The following is a 20,281-nucleotide window of genomic DNA, read 5'->3' on the forward strand; positions in this document are numbered from 1 at the left end:
GCCGGCCCCGCAGATCGGGCAGCCTGGCCAGGTGACATCGCGGGAAGAGCTGGCGCCGGCTGCACGCCGGGCCGCGACGGGCACCCCCGCGGCCGAAGACGCCTTCCCGGGATGGCGCATCGTCGCGGTCCTGTCGGCGGGTCAGATCGTCAGCTGGGGCGTGCAGTACTACGCGTTCCCAGTCGCGCTGACGACCATCACCGCCGACACCGGCTGGTCGACCGCAGCGACAACGGGTGCGTTCACCGCTGGGCTGGTCGTCTCGGCGCTGGCCGGCATCCCGATGGGGCGGTGGCTGGACCGGTTCGGGCCGCGTCCCGTGATGACCGCCGGCTCGGTGCTGGCGGCGGCGTCCATGGCCGCCGTCGCGCTGGCTCCGAGCCTGGGCTGGTTCTTCGCGGCGTGGCTGGTCGCCGGCGTCGCGATGTCAGCAACCCTGTACCAGCCGGCGTTCGCCGCCCTCACCGGCTGGTACGGCCCGCACCGGGTGCGCGCGTTGACCGCGCTGACCCTGGTCGCCGGGCTGGCGAGCACCGTCTTCGCGCCGCTGACCAGCCTGCTGCTGGAGCAGCTGAGCTGGCGCAGCACCTACCTGGTACTCGCCGGTGTGCTCGGGGTAGCGACCGTGCCGCTGCACCTGATGGGGCTGCGCCGGCCCTGGCCCGGGGCTGCGGCTGCCGCCGCCCCCTCTGCTCCCATTGAGCGCCCCGGTGAGATCGGCGGGCCGGCTCCGGCCAGCGATGGTGCGGTACGGGCGGTGCTGACCAGCCGGCCGTTCTGGCTGCTGTCCGGCGGTCTGACGCTGACCGCGTTCGGGCTGTACGCAACCAGCGTCACGCTGCTCATCCCGCTGCTGACCGAACGCGGCATGTCGGCCTCGCTGGCTGCGACCACCCTGGGTCTGCTGGGCGCCGGCCAGCTGCTGGGTCGACTCGGCTATGCCCCGCTGACCGCTCGCACCGGGCCGGCGACCCGGGCGGTGGTCATCGTCGCCGCGTCGGCGGCCGCCATCGGCCTGCTGGCTGCTGTGCCGGGACCGGCGTGGGCGCTGATTGCTGTGGCGGTGCTGGTCGGCGCGGTCCGCGGGGCCGGCACCCTGCTTCAGGCCACGGTCGTCGCCGAGGAGTGGGGGCCGGCCCGCTATGGGTCCCTGGCCGGGGCGTTCGCCGCCCCCATCACCGCGGCCGCGGCCCTGGCTCCCTTCGGCGGTGCCGCACTGACCGACATCGTCGGATCCCGCACCGGTGCGCTCACCGCACTGGCGTGCCTGGTGGCGTTCGGGACGGTGCTCGTCGCCGCCGCTCACGGCGGCCGACGGCCCGGCGAGCCCCTCTCAGCCGGCGTGGGTGGCGAGCAGACGGTCGCGTAGATCGTCGACGCGGGCGGCGATGTCGTCGCGGACCAGCCGCATCCGCTCGATGCCGTCGATGCCCCTGCTCGAGGGTTCGCCGGTCACCCATGTCTCGAACCGGGCCCCCGGCTGCAGCTGGGCGGCCGCGGCGACCAGGTCGTCGTCGATGCGGGCCTCGGTGCCCAGGGTGACGACCACGTCGGCGGCGGCGATGAGGTCAGCGGTGACTGGGCGGGGCCGGGCGCCGGTGATGTCGACCCCGACCTCCAGCAGCGACTGCGCCGACAGGGAGTTGACTGCCTCGCCGGGCCGTGTGCCGGCCGAGGTGACGTCGACGCTGTCCCCCGCGGCGGCGTTCATGAGCCCGGCGGCCATCTGGGACTTGCCGGCGTTCTTCACGCACACGAACAGCACCCGCGGCGCGGCCTGCGGCGAGCCTGCGGCTGCGTGCTGTCCGGCGCGCATCAGCCAGTGTGTGCGGCGCCGGCGGTCGCAGCCGGCACGCCGAGCTCGGTCAGCAGTCCGCGGATGCGGCCCTCGATGTCGTCGCGGATCGGGCGGACGGCGTCGACGCCCTGCCCGGCCGGGTCTTCCAGCTCCCAGTCCAGGTACCGCTTGCCGGGGAAGATCGGGCAGGCGTCGCCGCAGCCCATCGTGATGACCACGTCGGAGGCCTGTACCGCTTCGGTGGTCAGCACCTTGGGCCGTGCGGTGGAGATGTCGATGCCGACTTCAGCCATCGCCTGCAACGCGGCGGGGTTGACCTGGTCTGCCGGGAGTGAGCCGGCTGACCGCACCTCGACGGCGTCCCCGGCGAGGTGGGTGAGCCAGCCGGCGGCCATCTGGGATCGGCCGGCGTTGTGCACGCAGACGAACAGGACGCTGGGCTTCTCGGACACGGAAGGAATGCCTCTCAGCTGAGGGTGGCGGACGGAACGAGCTCGGCCAGCAGGGCACGGACCCGGGTGTCGATGTCGGTGCGGATCGCGCGGACCTCCCCGACGCTCAGCCCGGCGGGGTCGCGAACGGACCAGTCCAGGTACCGCTTGCCGGGGTACACCGGGCAGGCGTCGCCGCAGCCCATCGTGATGACCACGTCGGCGGCCTGCACGACGTCGTCGGTCAGCGGCTTGGGGAACTCCGCATCGAGGTCGACGCCGACCTCGGCCATCGCCTCGGTCACCGCGTCGTCGATCTGCGCCGAGGGCAGCGAGCCGGCGGACCGGACGTGCACCTGTCCGGCGGCGTGCGCGTTGAGCAGACCGGCGGCCATCTGGGAGCGGCCGGCGTTGTGCACACACACGAACAAGACCTCGGGCACGCCGGTGGTGATGGCGCCTTTGGCCTGAGCGAGGGCGGTGAGCCGCTCGGTGGCGAACCGGGCGGTGAGCGCGGGCAGGTGGGTGGTGACCTTCGCGGTGCGGCGCAGGGCGGTGTATGACTCGAACACGTACCTGTCGACGGTCTCCCGGGCGAACACCCCGGTGAAGCGGGCGGCCAGGTCATCGGCCAGCCGGTGCAGGGCGGCCTCGGGGGTGAGCAGGCCCGGCAGGGACTTCTCGGTCATCGCGAACTCCGAACGGTGGCGGGAACGGTGGGGTCGCCGGGGAACCAGCGCCGTGCCACCCACAGCGACACGTAGACCAGGGCGACGAGGACAGGAACCTCGATCAGCGGGCCGACGACCCCGGCGAGCGCCTGCCCGCTGGTCACGCCGAAGGTGCCGATGGCGACGGCGATGGCCAGCTCGAAGTTGTTGCCCGCGGCGGTGAACGCCAGCGTCGCGGTCTTCGCGTAGCCGAGCCCAAGCCGCATGCCGAGGAGGAAAGAGCCGCCGAACATCAGCGCGAAGTAGGCCAGCAGCGGCAGCGCGATGCGGGCGACGTCCCAGGGGTTCGAGGTGATCGCGTCGCCCTGCAGCGCGAACAGCATGACGATGGTGAACAGCAGCCCGTAGAGCGCCACGGGCCCGATACGGGGCAGGAAGCGCTCCTCGTACCAGTCGCGGCCGCGGCGTCGCTCGCCGATCGTGCGGGTGAGGTAGCCGGCGACCAGCGGAATGCCGAGGAACACCAGGACCGACAGGACGATCGCCCAGAAGCTGAACTCCGCCGACGTCGTCTCCAGGCCCAGCCAGCCGGGCAGCACCTGGAGGTAGAACCAGCCCAGGACGGCGAAGGCGACGATCTGGAACACCGAGTTGATGGCGACCAGCACGGCGGCCGCCTCGCGGTCACCGCAGGACAGGTCGTTCCAGATCAGCACCATCGCGATGCAGCGGGCCAAGCCCACGATGATGAGCCCCGTCCGGTACTCGGCCTGGTCGGGCAGCAGCGCCCAGGCCAGCGCGAACATCAGCGCGGGCCCGAGGACCCAGTTGAGCGCCAGGCTCGCGATGAGCAGCTTCCGGTCGCCCGTGACACGGTCCAGTTCCGAGTACCGCACCTTGGCCAGCACCGGGTACATCATCAGCAGCAGGCCCACCGCGATCGGCAGGCTGACGTTGCCGACCTCGATGGCGGACAGGGCGTCGTCCACGCCCGGGACCCAGCGGCCCAGCGCCAGGCCGAGCGCCATGGCGGCGACGATCCAGACCGGCAGGAACCGGTCCAGCATCGACAGCCGCGCCATCACCGGCGTCCCGACGTCGGTGCTCGGCTGCGGGGTCTCCGCGACGGTGTCACTCATGAATTCGGCGGGCCTCTCGTTCGGTGCGGGTCCCGGGCGACGCCCGCACACCAGGCGCGGCAGCCATCGACCGTCGTCGATGACTGTGCCCGAGGCATCGACAGGCGTCAATCTCCCGGGCACACTGGCCAGGTGAACAGCAGTCGAACTCGGACGGCCTTGACCGTGCTGGACCAGCCGACCGACGCAGCCGCATGCGCGTCGGCCCCGCTGGCCGGTGGCCTCGACCTCGATGACGCCGTAGCGCTCGCCCAGACGCTCAAGGCCCTGGCCGACCCCGCTCGGCTGCGACTGCTGTCCCTGATCGCCGGCAGCAGCACCGGCGAGGCGTGCGTGTGCGACCTGACCGGGCCGCTGGGCCTCAGTCAGCCGACGGTGTCCCACCACTGCAAGGTGCTCGTCGACGCCGGGTTCCTCACCCGGGAGAAGCGCGGCGTGTGGGCGTACTACGCCCTGATCCCAGGCGCCCTCGACTCACTGTCCGGTGTGCTCAGCTCTACCGGCGCGCCCGGCGGACCGACCGCCACCTCAGCCGCGCGCGCCTGACCGGCGCCACTCCTGGAGTCCGCTCAGCAGACGCCATCCGCTTGGCTCCTACGTCACCTTTTCCAACCTGGCGCATACCCCCAGGGGTATGTAGGGTGGACGTCGTGGACATCCCCCAGGGCGAACTCGCCGACGTCGTCAAGCGGCTCAAGCGCATCGAGGGCCAGATCGGCGGCATCGTCCGCATGATCGAAGATGGGCGGGACTGCTCGGCCGTCGTCACTCAGCTCGCCGCCGCATCCAAGGCGCTGAGCAAGGCCGGCTTCGCCGTCGTCTCGACCGGGATGCGCTACTGCTCGACCAACGAGGACGGCGAGTCGCGCGAGGTCGACCTGCGCGAGCTCGAGCGCCTGTTCCTCTCCCTCGCCTGACCGTCACCCCCTGGAGTTCCTATGAACCAGCAGATCCCCCAGCTCACCCCTGCCCAGGCCGCCGACCGCACCGAGGCCGTCGTCCTCGACGTCCGCGAAGCCGCCGAACTCACCGAGGGACGGATCGCCGGCAGCATCCACATCCCGCTGGGCCAGCTGTCCGCGCGCGCCTTCGAGCTCGACCGCGCCCGTCCGGTCATCACCGTGTGCCGCAGTGGCGGGCGCAGCTCGCAAGCCGCACAGTTTCTCGCCGGACAGGGCTACGACGTGGCCAACCTCGACGGCGGCATGACGCAGTGGATCGCCGAAGGCCGTCCGACCGCCTGACAACGCCCAGCATTTGCTTGATTGATACCCCTACCCCGTACCGTACTAAGGAGCTTCCGTGCAGATCGACATCATCGAGACCACCGGACTCGGCGACCGCAGCTACCTGGTCAGCGACAGCGGGGTCGGTGTAGTCGTCGATCCCCAGCGCGACATTGACCGGGTGCTCGCGCTCGCCGAGAAGCGGGCCGTGCGCATCTCGCTCGTCGTGGAGACCCACTTGCACAACGACTACCTGACCGGCGGGCTCGAGCTCGCCCGCACCGTGGGCGCCGACTACGTCGTCCCCGCCGGTGACACCGTCGCCTACGACCGGGTGCCGGCCGCCGACGGCGACGTCCTCGAGGCCGGCCCGATGCGGCTGCGCGTGCTGCACACCCCCGGGCACACGCACCACCACGTCAGCTACGTACTCACCGACGCCGGCGCTGCCGAGCAGGCCGTGTTCACCGGGGGCTCGATGCTCTACGGCTCGACCGGCCGCACGGACCTGGTCGGTCCCGAGCACACCGACGAGCTCACCCACGCGCAGTACCACTCGGTGCGCCGACTGGCCGACGAGTTGCCGGACGGCACCCCGGTGTTTCCGAGCCACGGCTTCGGCTCGTTCTGCGCGGCCACCCCGACCAGCGGGGACTCCTCCACGGTCGGCGAGCAGGTTGCCGTCAACCCGGCGCTGACCCGAGACGAGCAGTCCTTCGTCGATGAGCTGATCGCCGGCCTCACCGCGATCCCGGCCTGGTACGGGCGCATGGGCCCGGGCAACGCCGCAGGCCCGGCGCCGGTGGATCTGTCGATGCCGCGGCTGGTCGACCCCGAGGAGCTGGCCGGCCGGCTGGCGGCCGGCGAGTGGGTCATCGACCTGCGCACCCGCACCGCATTTGCCGCAGGCCACCTGCCCGGTGCGTTGAACTTTGAGCTGGCCCTTGCCAACTTCGTCACCTACGTCGGCTGGCTCATCCCGTGGGGCGCCCCGATCACTCTGATCGGGGAGAACGAAGAGCAGGTGGCTGACGCCCGCCGCGAGCTGGTCCGCATCGGCATCGACCGGCTCGCCGGCGCCGCCGTCGGCAGCCCCGAGCAGCTGGCCACCGACCAGGAGCTGGCCTCCCACCCGGTCAGCGACTTCTCCGGCCTGGCCACCGCCATGGCCGCCGATTCGCAGCTGACCGTCGTGGACGCGCGCCGCGACGACGAGCGCGCCGGAGGCGGAGTGCAGGGCTCACTGCACATCCCGATCCACGAGCTGGCCGACCGCATCGACGAGGTCCCCGACGGCGACGTGTGGGTGTACTGCGGCTCGGGCTACCGCGCCTCCATCGCCGCCTCGCTGCTCGCCCGCACCGGACGCCGGCCGGTGCTGGTCAACGGCGGCTACGGCGACCCCGACACCGGCGCAGCCGCCGTCGGCCTGCACGACGACTCCGCCACCCGCTGACCTGGCGGCCGTCTCCGGCCGCAGCCCTTCCATCGGACGAAAGCGACCCACCAGTGACCACGACGGCCCCCAGCCGCCAGCCCGACCTCCCATCCGCCTCGTTCCGCCTGGGTCCGCTCGGGCGGCTGGGGGTCTGGGTCACCGCACACGCCAAGACGACGACCGTCGTTTGGCTGCTGCTCATCGTCGGACTCGGCTTCTTCGCCCCCCGCGTCGAGGCCGCACTGTCCGGAGCCGGCTGGCAGGCCGACGGCTCGGAGTCCGTCACGGTCCGCGAGCTCGCCGTAGACCACTTCGGCGGGAACGCCAGCTCCGCCATCCAGGTCGTCGTGCACAGCCCCGAGGGCGCGGTCACCGAGGGCGAAGGCGCGGACGTGCTGGCCCGAGCCACCGACCTGCTCACCGCCGACGAACGCATCGGCGACGTGCTCCAGCCACAGCCCGGCGCGACGCTCAGCGCTGACGGCAGCACCGCCGTCCTGCTCGCCGGCGCCGGCGCCGACACGAACGAGATGGTGCGGGTCGCCGACGACCTCAAGGCACCCCTGCAGGCGCTGTCCACCGGGTCGGTGGAGGTCAACCCGACTGGGGCGTCCCTGCTGTGGTCTGACTTCAACGAGGCCAACCTGGACGCGATGCTCAAGTCGGAGATGCTCTCCTGGCCGGTGACCCTGGGCATCCTGGTGCTCGCCTTCGGCGCGCTGGTCGCCGCCGGTCTGCCGCTGATCCTCACCCTGGCCGGCCTGGTCGCCTCGGCAGGCTCTCTGGTGCTGATCAACGAGCTGGTCCCGGTCTCTATATGGGCCATGAACTTCGCCATGATGTTCGCCCTGGCTCTCGGGATCGACTACGCGCTCTTCCTTGTGGTGCGCTACCGGGCCGCACGGATGGGCGGGGGCGCTTCGCCGGTGCGGGCGGTCGCAGAGACCATGGACACCGCCGGCAAGGCCGTCCTGCTCTCGGGCGCGACAGTGCTCGTCTCGCTGTCGGCGGTGATGCTGGTTCCCTCGCCGTCGTTCCGGTCGATGGCCGGCGGCATCATGCTCGCCGTCGTATTCGTCCTCGCCGCCACACTGACGCTGCTCCCCCTGGTCCTGTTCAAGCTGGACCTGAAGATCAACCGGATCGCGCTGCCCTGGGTGCGCACCGGGGAGCACCGCTCCCCCCGCTTCGCCGCCTGGGGCGAGCGGCTGTGGAAGCGACCGCTGGTCTACGGCATCGGTTCGCTGCTCGTTCTGCTCGCCCTCGCCGCGCCGATCGTCGGCCTGAAGACGGCGATGCCCTCGATCAAGGTGCTCCCGGCCGAAGCCAGCGCGCGGGTCGGCTACGACCGGGTGCAGGAGGCCTTCGGGGACGGCGCCCCCGGGACGCTGCAGGTCGTCCTCGACCCGGACGACGCCCCGGCGGCCTCCGCCGTCCTCGGCGCGGACCCGGCCGTGGCCGGCGTGCTGCCCGCGATGCCGGCGTCGGACGGCGCCGAGCTGGCGATGATCCAGGCCGTCCCCACGATGGACCCCTCGGACCCCGTCCTGTCGACGCTGGTCGATCGGCTGCGCGCCGACCTGCCCGACTCCGCCCTGGTCGGCGGTGCCGCGGTGGAGAACCTGGACCTGAAGGCCCAGCTGGACGAGTCGACGCCGCTGGTCATCGGGGTCGTGCTGGTGCTGGGCTTCCTGCTGCTGCTGATCGCCCTGCAGGCGCCCCTGATCTCCCTGCTCGGCACCCTGGCCAGCCTGCTGTCCACCGCCGCGGCCTTCGGGGTCGCCCGCCTGGTGTTCCAGGAGGGCATCGGGTCCGGCTTGTTCGGGTTCGAGAGCCAGGGCTTCCTCGACGCCTGGGCCCCGGTGTTCTTCTTCGCGATGATCTTCGCCATCGCGATGGACTACACAGTGTTCCTCCTGGCCAGCGCCAAGGAGCACTACGAGCGGTCCGGCGACCCGCGCGAGGCGATGATCGGGGCTCTGGCGCACTCCGGCCGGGTCATCTTCGCCGCCGGCGCCGTCATGGTCGCGGTGTTCTTCACCTTCGCCCTGTCCGGGCCACTGCCGCCCAAGGAGATGGGGATCATCCTCGGCGTCGCCGTCCTCCTCGACGCCTTCCTCGTCCGACTCGTGCTGCTGCCCGTGATGCTCCGGCTCACCGGCGCGGCCGCCTGGTGGAGCCCGACGTGGCTCACCAGGGTCCTGCCGAGAATCCGCTTCGCCCACGACTGACGGGTGGCGAACGGCCCCTACACCGATCGATCACGAGGAGAACGAACATGTGCCGAGCAGTTCCTTGCAAGACCTGCGGCAAGACCACCTGGGCCGGATGCGGCCAGCACGTCGACCAGGTCATGGCCCGCGTCCCCGGCGCACAGCGCTGCCCCGGGCACCCCCGACAGCAGCGGTCCGGGAGCTGGCTGAGCCGGGTCTTCGGTCGCCGCTGATGGCACCCCCCGTCGCCCCGGCAGCCCGATGATCGCCCTGACGATCGCCATCGGCCTCGTCATCGGCGCCCTCGTCGGGCTGTTGGGAGGAGGTGGCTCGATCCTCGCGGTGCCGGCGCTGGTCTACCTCGCGGGCCAAGACCTGCAACAGGCGGTCGCAACCTCGCTCCTGGTGGTCGGCATCACCGCCGTCGTCGCGGTCGTGCCCCGGCTGCGCGCGCGGCAGATCAGCTGGCGGATCGGGGTGCTGTTCGGCGCGGCGGGAGCGGTCACCGCGTTCGCCGGGGCCGCGGTCAGCCGGGTGCTGCCCGACGAGCTGACCCTGGCCCTGTTCGCCGTGCTCATGGTCGGCGCCGGGGTGCGGATGCTGCAGGAGAAGCCGGCAACCGGCACCGCGTGCGCCGTGGACGGCGGCCGGGTGAACTGGCGCCGCTGCCTGCCGCGCACGCTGGCCGGCGGACTCGTGGTCGGCTTCCTCACTGGCCTGCTCGGCGTGGGTGGTGGCTTCCTCATCATCCCGGTACTCGTGCTGGCCCTGGGCCTGCCGATGTCCACCGCCATCGGCACGTCCCTGGTCGTCGTGGCCATCAACTCCACCGCCGGCTTCGCTGCGCACGCGGGAGAGGCGACTGTCGACGTACCGGTCACCCTGGCCTTCACCGGCGCGGCCGTCGTGGCCGCCATGGTGAGCGGACGCGTCGGCGCGCGCATCCACACGGACCGGCTGCGCCGATGGTTTGCCTGGTTGGTACTCACCGTCGCCGGTCTCATCGCAATCCAGCTGACCGTCGACCTGTTCGCCTGACCCTTCCGGACGATCTCCCGTCCCCCACTGTCGACCTGCTCCGCCGCGGGCCACCAGCCCATCCGAGCGCCGGCGATCCGGCGGTCGTCCCCTGCCCCCAGGGCTGCTTGCGCGACCCCAGCAACACCAGCGGTGAGAAGCCGGCGCAACCCGACTCGACGACCGCTGGCCTGCTCCCGTCAGATTGCCGACCACCTCGGGTGCGGCCACGTCAGCCCGGCAACCGGCTCACCGTGACGGCAGTTTCGTGGCGGATCTGGTCGAGCACCGTCTCGTCCTCATTCTCGGCGGGGTGTCACCAAAGAGCTCGAAATAGCGCCTTCTCCCGGTGAGCGCGACTACTCGCCAGCGGGAGCAGGGATGTGCGGTCAGCGGGGAGGGCAAACGACAACAGCCCGTGCGCCGGCACCGTCCCACGGGCCTGCTGCTTACCGCGGCGGGCTGCAAGACCTCGTCGATCGCTGCGGCGGCGACACCCACCGGCTGCTCACAGACCTCGCCGACGTCCTCGGCGCCAGCATCGCCTACGTCGACCGGCGCACCGTCGAGGCCCACCTCGAACGGCTCCTGTCCGACCGGGAGTGGGCCGATACCGCCCAGCAGTTCACGGCCATGGCCTTCGACGACCACGTCGGAGATTCGGGCAGCCTCCGTACCGACTGGATCGAGGACGTCCTTGCCAAGGCCGGTGTAGCCGGTCGCTGCCCCATCGACGTCCGACAGCCCATCGCCGCCTCCCGCCAGGGCACGTCATGAGCGCCACCCGAACCTGCCCGGCCTGCGGCTACAGCGGCACATACGCCAGCGACGCCCTCGCCGACGTCCATCACACGCGCCATTCCTGTGCGAAGCACCGACAGGCCATTGAGCGCGCGCGTCGCCGGGTCCAGCGTGCTCAGGGTCGGGTGAGGCGGGACTGCATTCATCCGCGCGCAGGGCATGCGCACGGGACCCGTGTCGCGTACGTGAAGGACTGCTGCAGATGCACCGACTGCACAGCCGCCAACACCGCGGCCGGCCGCGCCGTGCACCGCGCGCAGACCTTCGGCCGATGGCGCCCGTTCGTCGACGCGGCCCCGGTGCGCGAGCACATCCGAGATCTCCGCGCCGCCGGCATCGGCGTCGAACAGATCGCCGTGCTCGCCGGCATCTCCACCAGCCACGTCCGCGAGCTGGCCGCCCCACAACGCCACGGCAACCCAGGCATCCGGCGGGTCCGGCCCGAGACCGCCCAGCGGCTCTTGCGCATCGGGATCGACCAGGCCAACCGGGCGCCGCGCAGTCACGTCGTCGCCACGGGCACTCGTCGGCGGTTGCAGGCCCTGACTGCCGTGGGCTGGCCACACGACGAACTGGCCGCCAGGCTCGGCCGAAGCTCCGCCGGCCTCCGACGTAGCATGATCAGCAACTCGGTCACCGCACAGACCGCGCGGGACGTCAGCGCCCTCTACGAACAGCTGTGGGACCTGCGCCCACCGCAGTCCACCGAGGACCAGCGCGCCGTCGTCGACGCCGCCCGGGCCTTCGCCGCGGAACGCGGCTGGCTGCCGCCGCTGGCCTGGGACGACATCGACGCCGACCCAGACCCCCAGCTCACTGAGCACGCAGTGACGACCGACAACATCGACGAAATCGCCATCGAGCGCGCTCTCGCCGGCGACGGCGTCCGCCTCGAACACCTCACCGTTGCTGAGCAGGACGAGGTCGTCCGGCGCCTCACCGAGCGCGGCAAGTCCATTCGTGACATCGCCCAACAGCTCGCCACCACCAAACGCACGATCTCCCGCCGGCGTGCGTCCATCAACGCCGCATAAACGCCACGCTGTCGCGCATCGGTATCCGGATTGGCTACATCGTCAGGGCGTGCTCGAGCCGATCGGGTCTCACCGCCGCCGGTCAGGCGAGCCAGGAGGCGACGGACCACCCGAGGGCGACGGCGCCGAAACCGGCGAGCAGGCTCACCAGCACGTTGGCCAGGGCGTAGAAGCGAGCATGCTCCTCCAGCAGTCGCAGCACCTCGTAGCTGAAGGTGCTGTATGTGGTGAGCGCACCGCAGAAGCCCACGCCGATCAGAGCGCTGACCGCCGGGGAGACGTGACTGCCCAACGCGGCGAGCCCTCCAAGGATGAACGAGCCGACGACGTTCACAGCGAGCGTCCCCCACGGGAACACGCTGTCGTGCCGGGTCTGCACCGCCCGGTCGGTGAGGTATCGGGCCGGAGCGCCGACAGCGGCACCCAGGGCCACCCAGAGCACAATCATTGAGCACCATCGGAGGTACGGACCGTTCGCGTCTGACTCCGTCCCCACCGTGCGCATATGCGGGTCGCGTGCGCGCCGAGGAAGGTCGCGATGACGGCGGCGAGAACGGTGGCCGCCATATAGCCCAACGCGGTGGCGCCGTGGCCGGCAAGCGCCAACTGCTGGACGTCGACCATCGCTGTGGAGAAGGTCGTGAACCCACCGAGAACGCCGACCCCGAGGAACGGACGGACCAGCCGATGCGGCGTCATCACGTCGATGATCACGACCATCAAAACCCCGATGAGGAAGCAGCCGCTGATGTTGACTAGCCACGTCGCCCACGGCCACTGCCCCGATTGATGCGGTAGGGCCACCGTCAGCCCGTAGCGCGCCTCTGCACCCAGCACTCCGCCCGCCGCGATGGTGGCCAGCACGGCCGGATCCCAAATCTTCGGTCGCTGCTGCTCGTCAACGTGAAGATCAACGTCGGAATCAACTGGTCGTGTCGACGCCGGCCCTTCAGTACTCATCAGCCCACTCCCTCCCCGTTCCAGCGTGCGGCGGCGCAGACGAACCTGAGGGTCGGCCGGAGCAGCGGCGCACCGGCAGCAGGGGGCGCCGCTCCAGCCGACCGAACACTATGACGCTGAGGTGGCTGGGCAGGCGCCCACTATCGAAATTACGGTGGCAAGTCCGACCGCCCAGACTGCAACGACTGCCGCTCGTGTCGCGGCTGTCCATGGAACCTCGACGACGCCCTTCAGGACGTGTTGCATACCGTGCCGACGGTGCGGACCGCGGCCGCACCGGGGTCGGCGACGCGATCGTGCCGCGGCCGCACCCGGGACGTGCGCCGAAGCCTGCTGATGAGCCTCAGTCAGGCTGGCTTCATGGTCGCCTGGGTGAGCGCCTGCCGGACGAGTTCACCGATGTGGTGACGGCCAGTGTGCAGAAGACGAACGTCCCTCCCCGTCTGTTCGCGACAAGACTGGCCAAGCGCAGCTTGGAGACGTGCTGACTCACGACAGTCGGCGTGACGCCCGCAGGCAGGTGAGGGACGCGGCGGACGACTCGCCCCCGCATGCGCGCCCACAGGATGTGCAGCTACGCGGGATCGGCGGGCATGCGCGGGGCGGTGGCAGCCCTGCGCACGTCGTCCAGCTCCGGCGTGGTGAGTCACGTAATGCCACGATGCACGGCTTGCCCGCTACCGATCTCCCAACCCAATAATCACTTTCGCAACTGAGGGATGTTGTCGGTGAGTGACGGCTTCACCGGCGACCTGTCCAAATCTGCTCAAACACCGGCAAGACAAGAGAGCGTCCATCTCCTACCGCGTGATGGTGAAGGAGTCGAGGAGGTTGCCTTGCTGGTCGATGGCCCGGCCGACGAGGTGGTCGTCGTAGGCGAGGAGATCCAGGTAATGAAGCGTTGCGCTGCTGACCGCGGTGAAGTCCTCGTGCCCCACGCGGCGCGTCGAGGCGCCGGCTCCTGAGACGACGTAGGTCACCCCGTCCTGCGGTGTCGAGCGCTGATAGTCGTGGTCGTGGCCGGCCAGTACCAGCGGAACTCCGGCGTCCGCGAACAGGGGGCCCCATGCCTCGCGCACTGACAAGTCGGATCCGTGGTGGCCAGCGGAGTAGGCAGGATGGTGCATGGCGGCAACGGTCCAGGTTCCGGCCGCCTGCGGAGCGGCGAGCGTCTCCCGGAGCCACTGCGTCTGCTGAGGGTCTCCTACCCGGTTGGAGTCCAGAACCAGGATCCGCACCGACCCGACCTGTGCCGCGTACCAGGGGGCATCAGCGCCGAGAGCGGTCAGGATCTGCTGCTGCTCCCCACTGCCGTAGTCGTGGTTCCCGAGCACCGGAAGCAGCTGCGCGCCGCCGTCCAGAACTGGCGAAAACGGCTCGGTGACCACCCGGTCGACGAGCGTGGCGTCGCCGACGTCGTAAATCAGGTCACCGAGCAGCAACAGCGCGTCGTAGGGCCGCTGCTGACTCTCCGCCGCCATGCGCTGGGCGGTGGCTTCCTCGGCGGCGGTGCCGGTCCCGGTGTCCCCCGCTACAGCGATGCGGACGTCGGGTGCTCCTTCGATCGCCGGGACCTCCTGGCCGGCGATGGCCGACGGGCGGTCCCCGGTGAGCAGGGCCGTCAGGGCCGACGGCGGGGACACCAGCAGGTATCCGACGAGACCGAGGACCACCAGGAGGCCGACGATGCCGCTGGCGCGTCGACGACTCATGGGAGCAGCCTCCTCGACCGCCGCTGAGAGCGCGCTGAGGACGCCGTCCGGGTCGCTCGGTACACATCCGTCCCTTGGCGAAGCGCTCCATCAGTAGTGCCCGTCGAGCGGAGTGCCGGCACCGGGAGATCCGGTCGGTGGGGACGTGCGATGAGAGGTCAGCCCCCGGAGCTGGCGCGAAAGGCAGCCCTCCGCGGCCGAGGAACGCCCCATGGCTCTCAGCGAGCTCTCAGGTGCACTGCGGCAGCTTGAGCATGCATCCAGCGCTCTCCACGGCGGACTGCGAATGACGACCTAGAAGCAGATGAGTCCGGCGCACGCGAGCCGACAAGGAGATGGGCGCATGACTGTGCTGGTACAGGCCACTTCCGGGTCCAGCAGCGACAACCTCACCGGTCTCGCGGGATGGGCCGCCGACACCATGACCAGTCTGGGAGGCCCGGGTGTCGGCGCGATCGTCGCGCTGGAGAACCTCTTCCCCCCCCATCCCGAGCGAAGTGGTGCTGCCTCTGGCGGGATTCCTTGCTGGACAAGGTCAACTCAGTGTCGTGGCGGTGATCGTCTGGGCCACGGCAGGTTCGGTGGCCGGCGCGCTGGTGCTCTACGCACTGGGCGCGGTCTTCGGCCGGCAGCGACTGCTCCGAGTGGCCGATCGACTACCGCTGATCTCGATCGACGACGTCCAGCGGGCTGAGCGCTGGTTCGCCCGTCGCGGTGGGCAAGCGGTCCTGATCGGCCGGTTCGTACCCGTCGTACGCAGCCTCATCAGCATCCCGGCCGGCGTCGAACGCATGCCGCTACTGAAGTTCACCCTGTACACGACCATCGGTAGTGCCCTGTGGAACTCACTGTTCGTCCTGCTCGGATACGCGCTCGGCAGCCGGTGGCAGCAGATCGGCGCGTACAGCAGCTACATCAACAATGCCGCCATCGGTCTCATCGGCCTGGCCCTTGTCGTCATCGTCGTCCGCCGGCTCCGCACCCGCCGACCTACTCCCCAGTGACCGAACAATGGGTATCGGTAGGGATCTCTTCGGCCCCACACGTCGCGACTGCCCGCGATCAGCGAATCGCCCGACGCGTTCTCATCGGGGTCTCAGCTAGCGCCTGGAACCGTGACGAGACAAGAAACCGCAACTCCGATCGTCGGGGAGGGCTGACCGTTGATTTCTAGCAGCGTGGTCACGACCATCCGTCGGGCAAACCCCAACTCCTTCGCTCCCCCCTTGGTTCTCGAGCCCCCGAGGCCTCCTACTTGCTGTCCTGAAGGATGCAGACCACGCTGGCCGAGCGGTCACCGCCCTGCGAGGAGCCGGGTTCAGCAGGCAGGCCGTGAGGGTCTACACCGGTGAGCAAATCCTCTATGACTACCAGTGCTACACGGCGCAGCACGGCATGCTCCGACGCATGGCACGCGCCCTGACCGCCGACCAGGAAAGCACCAACCTCTACGTGCGATACGCCCACGACGGGTGCTCAGCAGTCTGGATCCGCGTCCCAGACGAGGAGGCGGCCAACCGGGCGGTCAGCCACTTGGCGGGAACCCAATCGCTGTATTTCCGGTACTACGGTCGCTGCCGCCAACGCGAGATCATCGTGCGCCGCCCAACTTCCTGAGCCCCTGGGTCTGGCGGCCCTCTTTGTCGCCTCAGCGCGCCGCGATGCCCCGCGCGGATGCATCAATCAACGCCAGCGAACGCATGTGCCAGCGGGCAAGACTCAAGTGCGTTGCCACGGCGCCATTCTGGGGTGGGCTGGTAGACGCCTGACCGCGCCCTCATGACTCTTTCCGCGGTGCCATCCGACCCCGTCCTTCCGGAAGGGGCGCGCATATCACTCTTCATAGCCGGTGAAGATGCCCGCGAGCGACCTGCTCGGTGACGACCCAGATGGCGACGATCTCCGCCAGGAGCAGCCCTACGAGGACGAGCAATTGGGCGGCGCCGGCCTGAACCGCGCTTCCTCCGCCGAGGAGGACACCGACGTAGGCGCCGGGCAGGGTCACCAGTCCGACGGTGCGGGTCTGGTCGAGCGCAGGGACCAGTGCGGTAGCAGCGGCCGGACGCACCACCTCGAGGACGGCATCGCGGGGCAGAAACCCGAGTGCGAGGGCAGCCTCGACCTCGCCCCGGCGTTGCTGGAGCTCGTCGAACAGCCGGCGTCCTGCCAGCGAGGTGGCAGTCATCGCGCCGCCGATGAGAATTCCACCGATCGGGATGAGGGCTTCCCCAGCCAGAGGCACAGTTCCGGTGGCCACCACCAGCCCAACGACGGGCAGGGCTCCAGCGCTGATCGGCAGGACGATCGTCACAGCGCTGGAGGTTCCCCCCGGCGACCGCAGCCGGGTCCCAGTCACCCGCCGGGCGGACGTGACTGCGGCAACGGTGAGCATGACCAAGACGAAGACGGCCGAGAGCCACAAGGAGCGGACGACAGCGACCAGGACGGCGGACACGGCGGCCAGTTGGAGCACCGCTCGAGCAGCAGCGACCACGATGGGCCGGGTCTGGCCGAGGCCGGAAAGCGCGGCGGCCGTAGCCGCGCCCGCGACCAGGATCAGCAGGACAGCCCCGAGTGCCCAGCTCAGCGTGACGATCGTCGACTCCCTGTTCCTGCTACCGGCAGCTCCGCTCGAGCCAGCCGCTCAACGGTGGCACCGTTCACCCCGACCACGAGCACAGCCCAGGCTCCATCCGGAAGCGGAGGTCGGGCCCCACCCGTCGCAGAGCTTCCTGCGGGACATGAAGCGGACGCACGGCGGCCCCCGAGCGCCGAGCGCTCGGGGGCCGCCGTGGTCCAGTGGGAAGAGATCCGATCAGTCCTGCACGTCGTTCGGACCCTCGGGCTGGTCGGCGCCGTCGGCCGGGTCGCCGGCGTCCTGGGCCTGCTGAGCCAGGACGTCGCCGTTGCCGGCATCGATGACCACCTCGGTGACCGTGCCGTCAGCGCCGTTGACCTCCACGCTGTAGACCACGAACCCGTTCTCGTTGTCCAGGTCGGTCTCGGCCACCGTGCCCGGAACTGCCGCCAGCGCGGCCTGCTCGGCCTGCTGGGGGGTCAGCGTGGCCAGTGCCTGCAGCGACGCCTGCTCCTGGTCCTCACTGCCCGAGCTCTCCTGCCCGTCGGCCTGCTCGGTCTCCGCCGGCGCGGCCACGCTGCCCGTGAACGCCGGGTCCTGGTCCTCCTGCTCGCTGCCCGGACCGCCGTCGGGACCGTCGTTGGTTTCGCCGTCGGGCTCCTCCTGTCCGACCGCGGAGCTGGTCGCCGGTGCGGAGCCGTTGTCCGAGGCAGCGGCGATCGACGCACCGCCACCGATCAGGACGGCGGTGAGCAGACCGGCCGCCGCCAGCTTGCGCTTGTCCATGTTGAGGTTCATGTGTCCTCCTGTGTGACAGGGCGCCGGGGTGGCGCCGATGCACTCACAGTGCGACTCGGCTGCTGTGGAGACCCTGAGAACAGTTGAGAGCCCTCACAAGCGGCTCACCAGCGCGAACGCGGCGGCCGATCCCGTGGCCGCGGGTCCCGGTCATGACCGGGACCCGGCCTTCCGCGCGCCGGACATCCGGCCCAGTTCTCCATGGACGATCGCCGGGCCGCCCCACGAAGTCAGCTCCAAGGGCCCGGCTTCGTCAGCCGACGTCGTCCTCGTCGATCCCGGGCCGACCAGTGGGGAAAGAGGGCTCCGCCGGCAGGGGCAGGCGCAGCTGGAGATGCGCGCCCCCGGCGTGCTCGAGGGCGGACAGCTCGCCACCATGGGCACGGGCGACCTCCCGGGAGATCGCCAGGCCCAGACCGGCGCCCCCGGCAGGACGCTGACGGCTGGCGTCCAGGCGAACGAACCGCTCGAAGATCCGCTCCCGCTCCGCGGCCGGGACGCCCGGCCCGTCGTCGACGACATCGATGAGCGCGCGGCCCGTACGCCCGTCGGTTCGGAGCTCCACGCTGCTGGTGGCGTGTCTCGCCGCGTTGTCGACGAGATTTCGTAGCGCGCGGCTGAGCTGGTGCCGGTCTCCGACGACCCGCACGGGCGCCGCATGGACCGTGACCCGCAGGCCGGTGGTGCGGCGCAGCCGACCGGCCTCAGCGCTCACCAGGTCGTCGAGATCAACGTCCTCCGATTGCGGATGCAGACCCCTCTCGTCGGACCGGGCCAGGAAGAGCAGATCGTCCACGAGCCGCTCCAGGCGCGCCACCTCCAACAGCACGTCGGTGTTGACGGTCGACCAGTCGCTGGCGTCGGGGTGAACCGCGGCGATCTCGTGCGCGGCACGAATGGTTGCCAGCGGGCTGCGCAGTTCGTGGGAGGCGTCGGCGACGAACCGCCGCTGCGCCTCGGCCGCCGTCGCGAGCCGTTCGAGCATGGCGTTCATGGTCGTAGCCAGCTGGGCGACCTCGTCCCGCGACGGAGGTACCGGCACCCGAGCGGACGGATCCGTGGCCGTGATCCCGGCAACCCGACGGCGCATAGCCTCGACGGGGGCCAGTGCCCGGCCGGTCAGCCAGTACGAGGTGCCCGCGACGAGGACGAGCAGGACCGGGTACCCCAGAGCCAGGAGGCCGACCAGCACGTCGGTGGCCCGCTCAGCGCTCTCCAGGCTCTGCGCGCTGATGACCACCGCGTCGCCGTCCGGGCCGGTGACGCCGAGCACCACGACCGCGAAGGGCTCATCCTCCTCGATCGGCAAGGAGTCCGCGCGAAGGGCGACGGTCTCCCCGGGGGCCGGGCGGGCACCGACCACCGGCGGTTCACCTGAGATGGCGGGGCTCGACGCAACGACGACTCCGTCAGCGGAGACCACCTGGAACAGGGCGCGCTCACTACCCCCTGCCGGCGTCGGTGCGGCCGCCGCAGCGCCGTTGGTCGCGACGTCGGAGGCCACCGCCGCGGCTTCCTGCGCCGCGACATCGCTCAGGGTCGACTCGAGTTGCCGGCGCTGCAGCACCACGAACGCGACGGCGGCCACGGCCAGGATGAGAGCCACCACGATCGTGGCCGCCAACGCGGCCCGGACCCGCACCCCACCGAACCGACCGAGCGCCGCCCGCCAGCCGGGCTTGGGGACCGCCTCACCCACCCCCGGCCGCCAGCCGGTAGCCCGCCCCGCGGATCGTCTCGATCGCATGCCGCCCGAACGGCTGGTCGATCTTTCGCCGCAGATAGCCGATGTAGACCTCCACCACGTTGTCGTCACCCTCGTAGTTGGCATCCCACACCGACTCGAGGATGTCGGGCTTGGAGACCACGTCGCCACGGTGCCTCATCAGGAAGTGCAGGAGCCCGAACTCACGCGGCGTCAGGGTGATCTCCTCCTCCGCACGGCGCACCGTGCGCGTGGCCGGATCGAGGGTCAGGTCACCGGCGGCCAGAACAGCCGGGCGAACCGGGGCGCCTCGACGGATCAGTGCCCGAAGGCGCGCGACCAGCACCAGGAACGAGAACGGCTTGGTGAGGTAGTCGTCGGCCCCCAGGTCGAAGGCGTCCGTCTGGTCGTACTCACCGTCCTTGGCCGTCAGCATCAGCACCGGGGTCCAGACACCCGAAGCGCGCATGCGCCGGCACACCTCGTAGCCGTTGAGTCCCGGCAGCATGATGTCGAGCACGACGACGTCGTAACTGTTGACCTCGGCGTTGAAGAGGCCATCCGTGCCGTTGTGCACCACGTCGACGACGAATCCCTCAGCACTCAGTCCGCGGCGGACGTTCTCGGCCAGGCGGACCTCGTCCTCCACCAACAGCACTCTCATTTCCACACTCCCTGTTCGGTGCAGTGTGACCGGCCTTTCCTGAGGGTCGGCTGAGAGCCGTGATCAGTTCCCTCTCGGCGACACGTGGCGCCGTGG

General features: G+C 70.5%; 22 protein-coding genes. 11 read left to right on the forward strand and 11 right to left on the reverse strand.

Annotation, left to right across the window (positions count from 1 at the left end):
* Nucleotides 1-31 precede the first annotated feature (31 nt).
* Nucleotides 32-1,369: an MFS transporter gene (locus CRP29_RS13105; protein ID WP_097195576.1), complete on the forward strand. Its 1,338-nt coding sequence runs from the start codon at nt 32-34 to the stop codon at nt 1,367-1,369.
* Here CRP29_RS13105 and CRP29_RS13110 read toward each other — a convergent pair.
* Genes CRP29_RS13110 through arsB form a run of 4 tightly spaced genes read right to left on the reverse strand, consistent with a single transcriptional unit; the run spans nt 1,334 to nt 4,039 of the window.
* Entirely contained in the window at nt 1,334-1,816 is a 483-nt protein-coding gene (locus tag CRP29_RS13110) for an arsenate-mycothiol transferase ArsC (protein WP_097195447.1), read from the reverse strand. The genes CRP29_RS13105 and CRP29_RS13110 overlap by 36 nt on opposite strands.
* Nucleotides 1,816-2,250 carry an arsenate reductase ArsC gene (locus CRP29_RS13115; protein ID WP_097195448.1) on the reverse strand — a complete coding sequence of 145 codons (435 nt, stop codon included), beginning with the start codon at nt 2,248-2,250 and terminating at the stop codon, nt 1,816-1,818. Before CRP29_RS13115 ends, CRP29_RS13110 begins: the two co-directional genes overlap by 1 nt.
* A gap of 14 nt (nt 2,251-2,264) precedes the next feature.
* Nucleotides 2,265-2,918, reverse strand: coding sequence for an arsenate reductase ArsC (locus CRP29_RS13120; RefSeq protein ID WP_097195449.1), 654 nt, complete (start codon nt 2,916-2,918; stop codon nt 2,265-2,267).
* Nucleotides 2,915-4,039 carry an ACR3 family arsenite efflux transporter gene (arsB, locus tag CRP29_RS13125; RefSeq protein ID WP_097195450.1) on the reverse strand — a complete coding sequence of 375 codons (1,125 nt, stop codon included), beginning with the start codon at nt 4,037-4,039 and terminating at the stop codon, nt 2,915-2,917. The genes CRP29_RS13120 and arsB overlap by 4 nt, the downstream gene beginning before the upstream one ends.
* 132 nt (nt 4,040-4,171) lie before the next feature.
* Between arsB and CRP29_RS13130 the strand changes: the two genes are divergently transcribed.
* The 8 genes from CRP29_RS13130 to CRP29_RS13170 all read left to right on the forward strand — a co-directional run bounded on the left by CRP29_RS13130 (nt 4,172) and on the right by CRP29_RS13170 (nt 11,768).
* Complete coding sequence (locus tag CRP29_RS13130; RefSeq protein WP_097195451.1) at nt 4,172-4,585, forward strand: ArsR/SmtB family transcription factor; 414 nt, start codon at nt 4,172-4,174, stop codon at nt 4,583-4,585.
* Between the two features lie 104 nt (nt 4,586-4,689).
* The gene (locus CRP29_RS13135; protein WP_097195577.1) at nt 4,690-4,956 is read left to right on the forward strand and encodes a metal-sensitive transcriptional regulator; all 267 of its coding nucleotides are present in this window, start codon (nt 4,690-4,692) and stop codon (nt 4,954-4,956) included.
* 21 nt (nt 4,957-4,977) lie between these two features.
* Nucleotides 4,978-5,283, forward strand: coding sequence for a rhodanese-like domain-containing protein (locus CRP29_RS13140; RefSeq protein ID WP_097195452.1), 306 nt, complete (start codon nt 4,978-4,980; stop codon nt 5,281-5,283).
* Between the two features lie 58 nt (nt 5,284-5,341).
* Nucleotides 5,342-6,721 carry an MBL fold metallo-hydrolase gene (locus CRP29_RS13145; RefSeq protein ID WP_097195453.1) on the forward strand — a complete coding sequence of 460 codons (1,380 nt, stop codon included), beginning with the start codon at nt 5,342-5,344 and terminating at the stop codon, nt 6,719-6,721.
* A 53-nt stretch (nt 6,722-6,774) separates the two neighbouring features.
* On the forward strand, nt 6,775-8,934 hold the full coding sequence (locus CRP29_RS13150) for an MMPL family transporter (RefSeq protein WP_097195454.1): 2,160 nt from the start codon (nt 6,775-6,777) through the stop codon (nt 8,932-8,934).
* 243 nt (nt 8,935-9,177) lie between these two features.
* Entirely contained in the window at nt 9,178-9,954 is a 777-nt protein-coding gene (locus CRP29_RS13160) for a sulfite exporter TauE/SafE family protein (protein WP_097195456.1), read from the forward strand.
* A 360-nt stretch (nt 9,955-10,314) separates the two neighbouring features.
* Nucleotides 10,315-10,710: a hypothetical protein gene (locus CRP29_RS13165; RefSeq protein WP_097195457.1), complete on the forward strand. Its 396-nt coding sequence runs from the start codon at nt 10,315-10,317 to the stop codon at nt 10,708-10,710.
* Nucleotides 10,707-11,768 carry a helix-turn-helix domain-containing protein gene (locus CRP29_RS13170; protein WP_097195458.1) on the forward strand — a complete coding sequence of 354 codons (1,062 nt, stop codon included), beginning with the start codon at nt 10,707-10,709 and terminating at the stop codon, nt 11,766-11,768. Before CRP29_RS13165 ends, CRP29_RS13170 begins: the two co-directional genes overlap by 4 nt.
* 82 nt (nt 11,769-11,850) lie before the next feature.
* Here the strand turns inward: CRP29_RS13170 and crcB are convergent, their stop codons facing one another.
* The 3 genes from crcB to CRP29_RS13185 all read right to left on the reverse strand — a co-directional run bounded on the left by crcB (nt 11,851) and on the right by CRP29_RS13185 (nt 14,440).
* Entirely contained in the window at nt 11,851-12,216 is a 366-nt protein-coding gene (crcB, locus tag CRP29_RS13175) for a fluoride efflux transporter CrcB (protein ID WP_097195459.1), read from the reverse strand.
* On the reverse strand, nt 12,213-12,632 hold the full coding sequence (locus tag CRP29_RS13180; protein WP_097195460.1) for a fluoride efflux transporter FluC: 420 nt from the start codon (nt 12,630-12,632) through the stop codon (nt 12,213-12,215). Before CRP29_RS13180 ends, crcB begins: the two co-directional genes overlap by 4 nt.
* Before the next feature lie 896 nt (nt 12,633-13,528).
* Complete coding sequence (locus CRP29_RS13185) at nt 13,529-14,440, reverse strand: metallophosphoesterase family protein (RefSeq protein WP_097195461.1); 912 nt, start codon at nt 14,438-14,440, stop codon at nt 13,529-13,531.
* 497 nt (nt 14,441-14,937) lie between these two features.
* On the opposite strand from CRP29_RS13185, the gene CRP29_RS13190 reads away from it, so the two are divergent.
* Nucleotides 14,938-15,444, forward strand: coding sequence for a DedA family protein (locus tag CRP29_RS13190; RefSeq protein WP_281256803.1), 507 nt, complete (start codon nt 14,938-14,940; stop codon nt 15,442-15,444).
* A 328-nt stretch (nt 15,445-15,772) separates the two neighbouring features.
* Nucleotides 15,773-16,057, forward strand: a complete 285-nt coding sequence (locus tag CRP29_RS13195; RefSeq protein WP_097195462.1) for a hypothetical protein — start codon at nt 15,773-15,775, stop codon at nt 16,055-16,057.
* 223 nt (nt 16,058-16,280) lie between these two features.
* On the opposite strand, the gene CRP29_RS13200 is transcribed toward CRP29_RS13195, so the two are convergent.
* The 4 genes from CRP29_RS13200 to CRP29_RS13215 all read right to left on the reverse strand — a co-directional run bounded on the left by CRP29_RS13200 (nt 16,281) and on the right by CRP29_RS13215 (nt 20,170).
* Nucleotides 16,281-17,036, reverse strand: coding sequence for an ABC transporter permease (locus CRP29_RS13200; RefSeq protein WP_217991597.1), 756 nt, complete (start codon nt 17,034-17,036; stop codon nt 16,281-16,283).
* 219 nt (nt 17,037-17,255) lie between these two features.
* Nucleotides 17,256-17,816 (reverse strand): PepSY domain-containing protein, encoded by a 561-nt coding sequence (locus CRP29_RS23580; protein WP_097195464.1) that lies wholly within the window; start codon nt 17,814-17,816, stop codon nt 17,256-17,258.
* A 253-nt stretch (nt 17,817-18,069) separates the two neighbouring features.
* A complete protein-coding gene (locus CRP29_RS13210; protein ID WP_101541093.1) occupies nt 18,070-19,515 on the reverse strand; it encodes a sensor histidine kinase in 1,446 nt (481 codons plus the stop codon).
* Nucleotides 19,508-20,170, reverse strand: a complete 663-nt coding sequence (locus CRP29_RS13215; protein WP_245852768.1) for a response regulator transcription factor — start codon at nt 20,168-20,170, stop codon at nt 19,508-19,510. The genes CRP29_RS13210 and CRP29_RS13215 overlap by 8 nt, the downstream gene beginning before the upstream one ends.
* Between the last annotated feature and the right edge of the window lie 111 nt (nt 20,171-20,281).

It is taken from the genome of Blastococcus aggregatus (genome assembly GCF_900221005.1).
Classification (GTDB): Bacteria; Actinomycetota; Actinomycetes; order Mycobacteriales; family Geodermatophilaceae; genus Blastococcus; species Blastococcus aggregatus.

What these genes read in the sequence shown, in the direction of transcription:
- CRP29_RS13110 (WP_097195447.1), bottom strand. Translation starts at nt 1,816, where the DNA reads ATGCGCGCCGGACAGCACGCAGCCGCAGGCTCGCCGCAGGCCGCGCCG.
- CRP29_RS13120 (WP_097195449.1), bottom strand. Translation starts at nt 2,918, where the DNA reads ATGACCGAGAAGTCCCTGCCGGGCCTGCTCACCCCCGAGGCCGCCCTG.
- arsB (WP_097195450.1), bottom strand. Translation starts at nt 4,039, where the DNA reads ATGAGTGACACCGTCGCGGAGACCCCGCAGCCGAGCACCGACGTCGGG.
- CRP29_RS13140 (WP_097195452.1), top strand. Translation starts at nt 4,978, where the DNA reads ATGAACCAGCAGATCCCCCAGCTCACCCCTGCCCAGGCCGCCGACCGC.
- CRP29_RS13160 (WP_097195456.1), top strand. Translation starts at nt 9,178, where the DNA reads ATGATCGCCCTGACGATCGCCATCGGCCTCGTCATCGGCGCCCTCGTC.
- CRP29_RS13165 (WP_097195457.1), top strand. Translation starts at nt 10,315, where the DNA reads ATGTGCGGTCAGCGGGGAGGGCAAACGACAACAGCCCGTGCGCCGGCA.
- CRP29_RS13170 (WP_097195458.1), top strand. Translation starts at nt 10,707, where the DNA reads ATGAGCGCCACCCGAACCTGCCCGGCCTGCGGCTACAGCGGCACATAC.
- crcB (WP_097195459.1), bottom strand. Translation starts at nt 12,216, where the DNA reads ATGATTGTGCTCTGGGTGGCCCTGGGTGCCGCTGTCGGCGCTCCGGCC.
- CRP29_RS13185 (WP_097195461.1), bottom strand. Translation starts at nt 14,440, where the DNA reads ATGAGTCGTCGACGCGCCAGCGGCATCGTCGGCCTCCTGGTGGTCCTC.
- CRP29_RS23580 (WP_097195464.1), bottom strand. Translation starts at nt 17,816, where the DNA reads ATGAACCTCAACATGGACAAGCGCAAGCTGGCGGCGGCCGGTCTGCTC.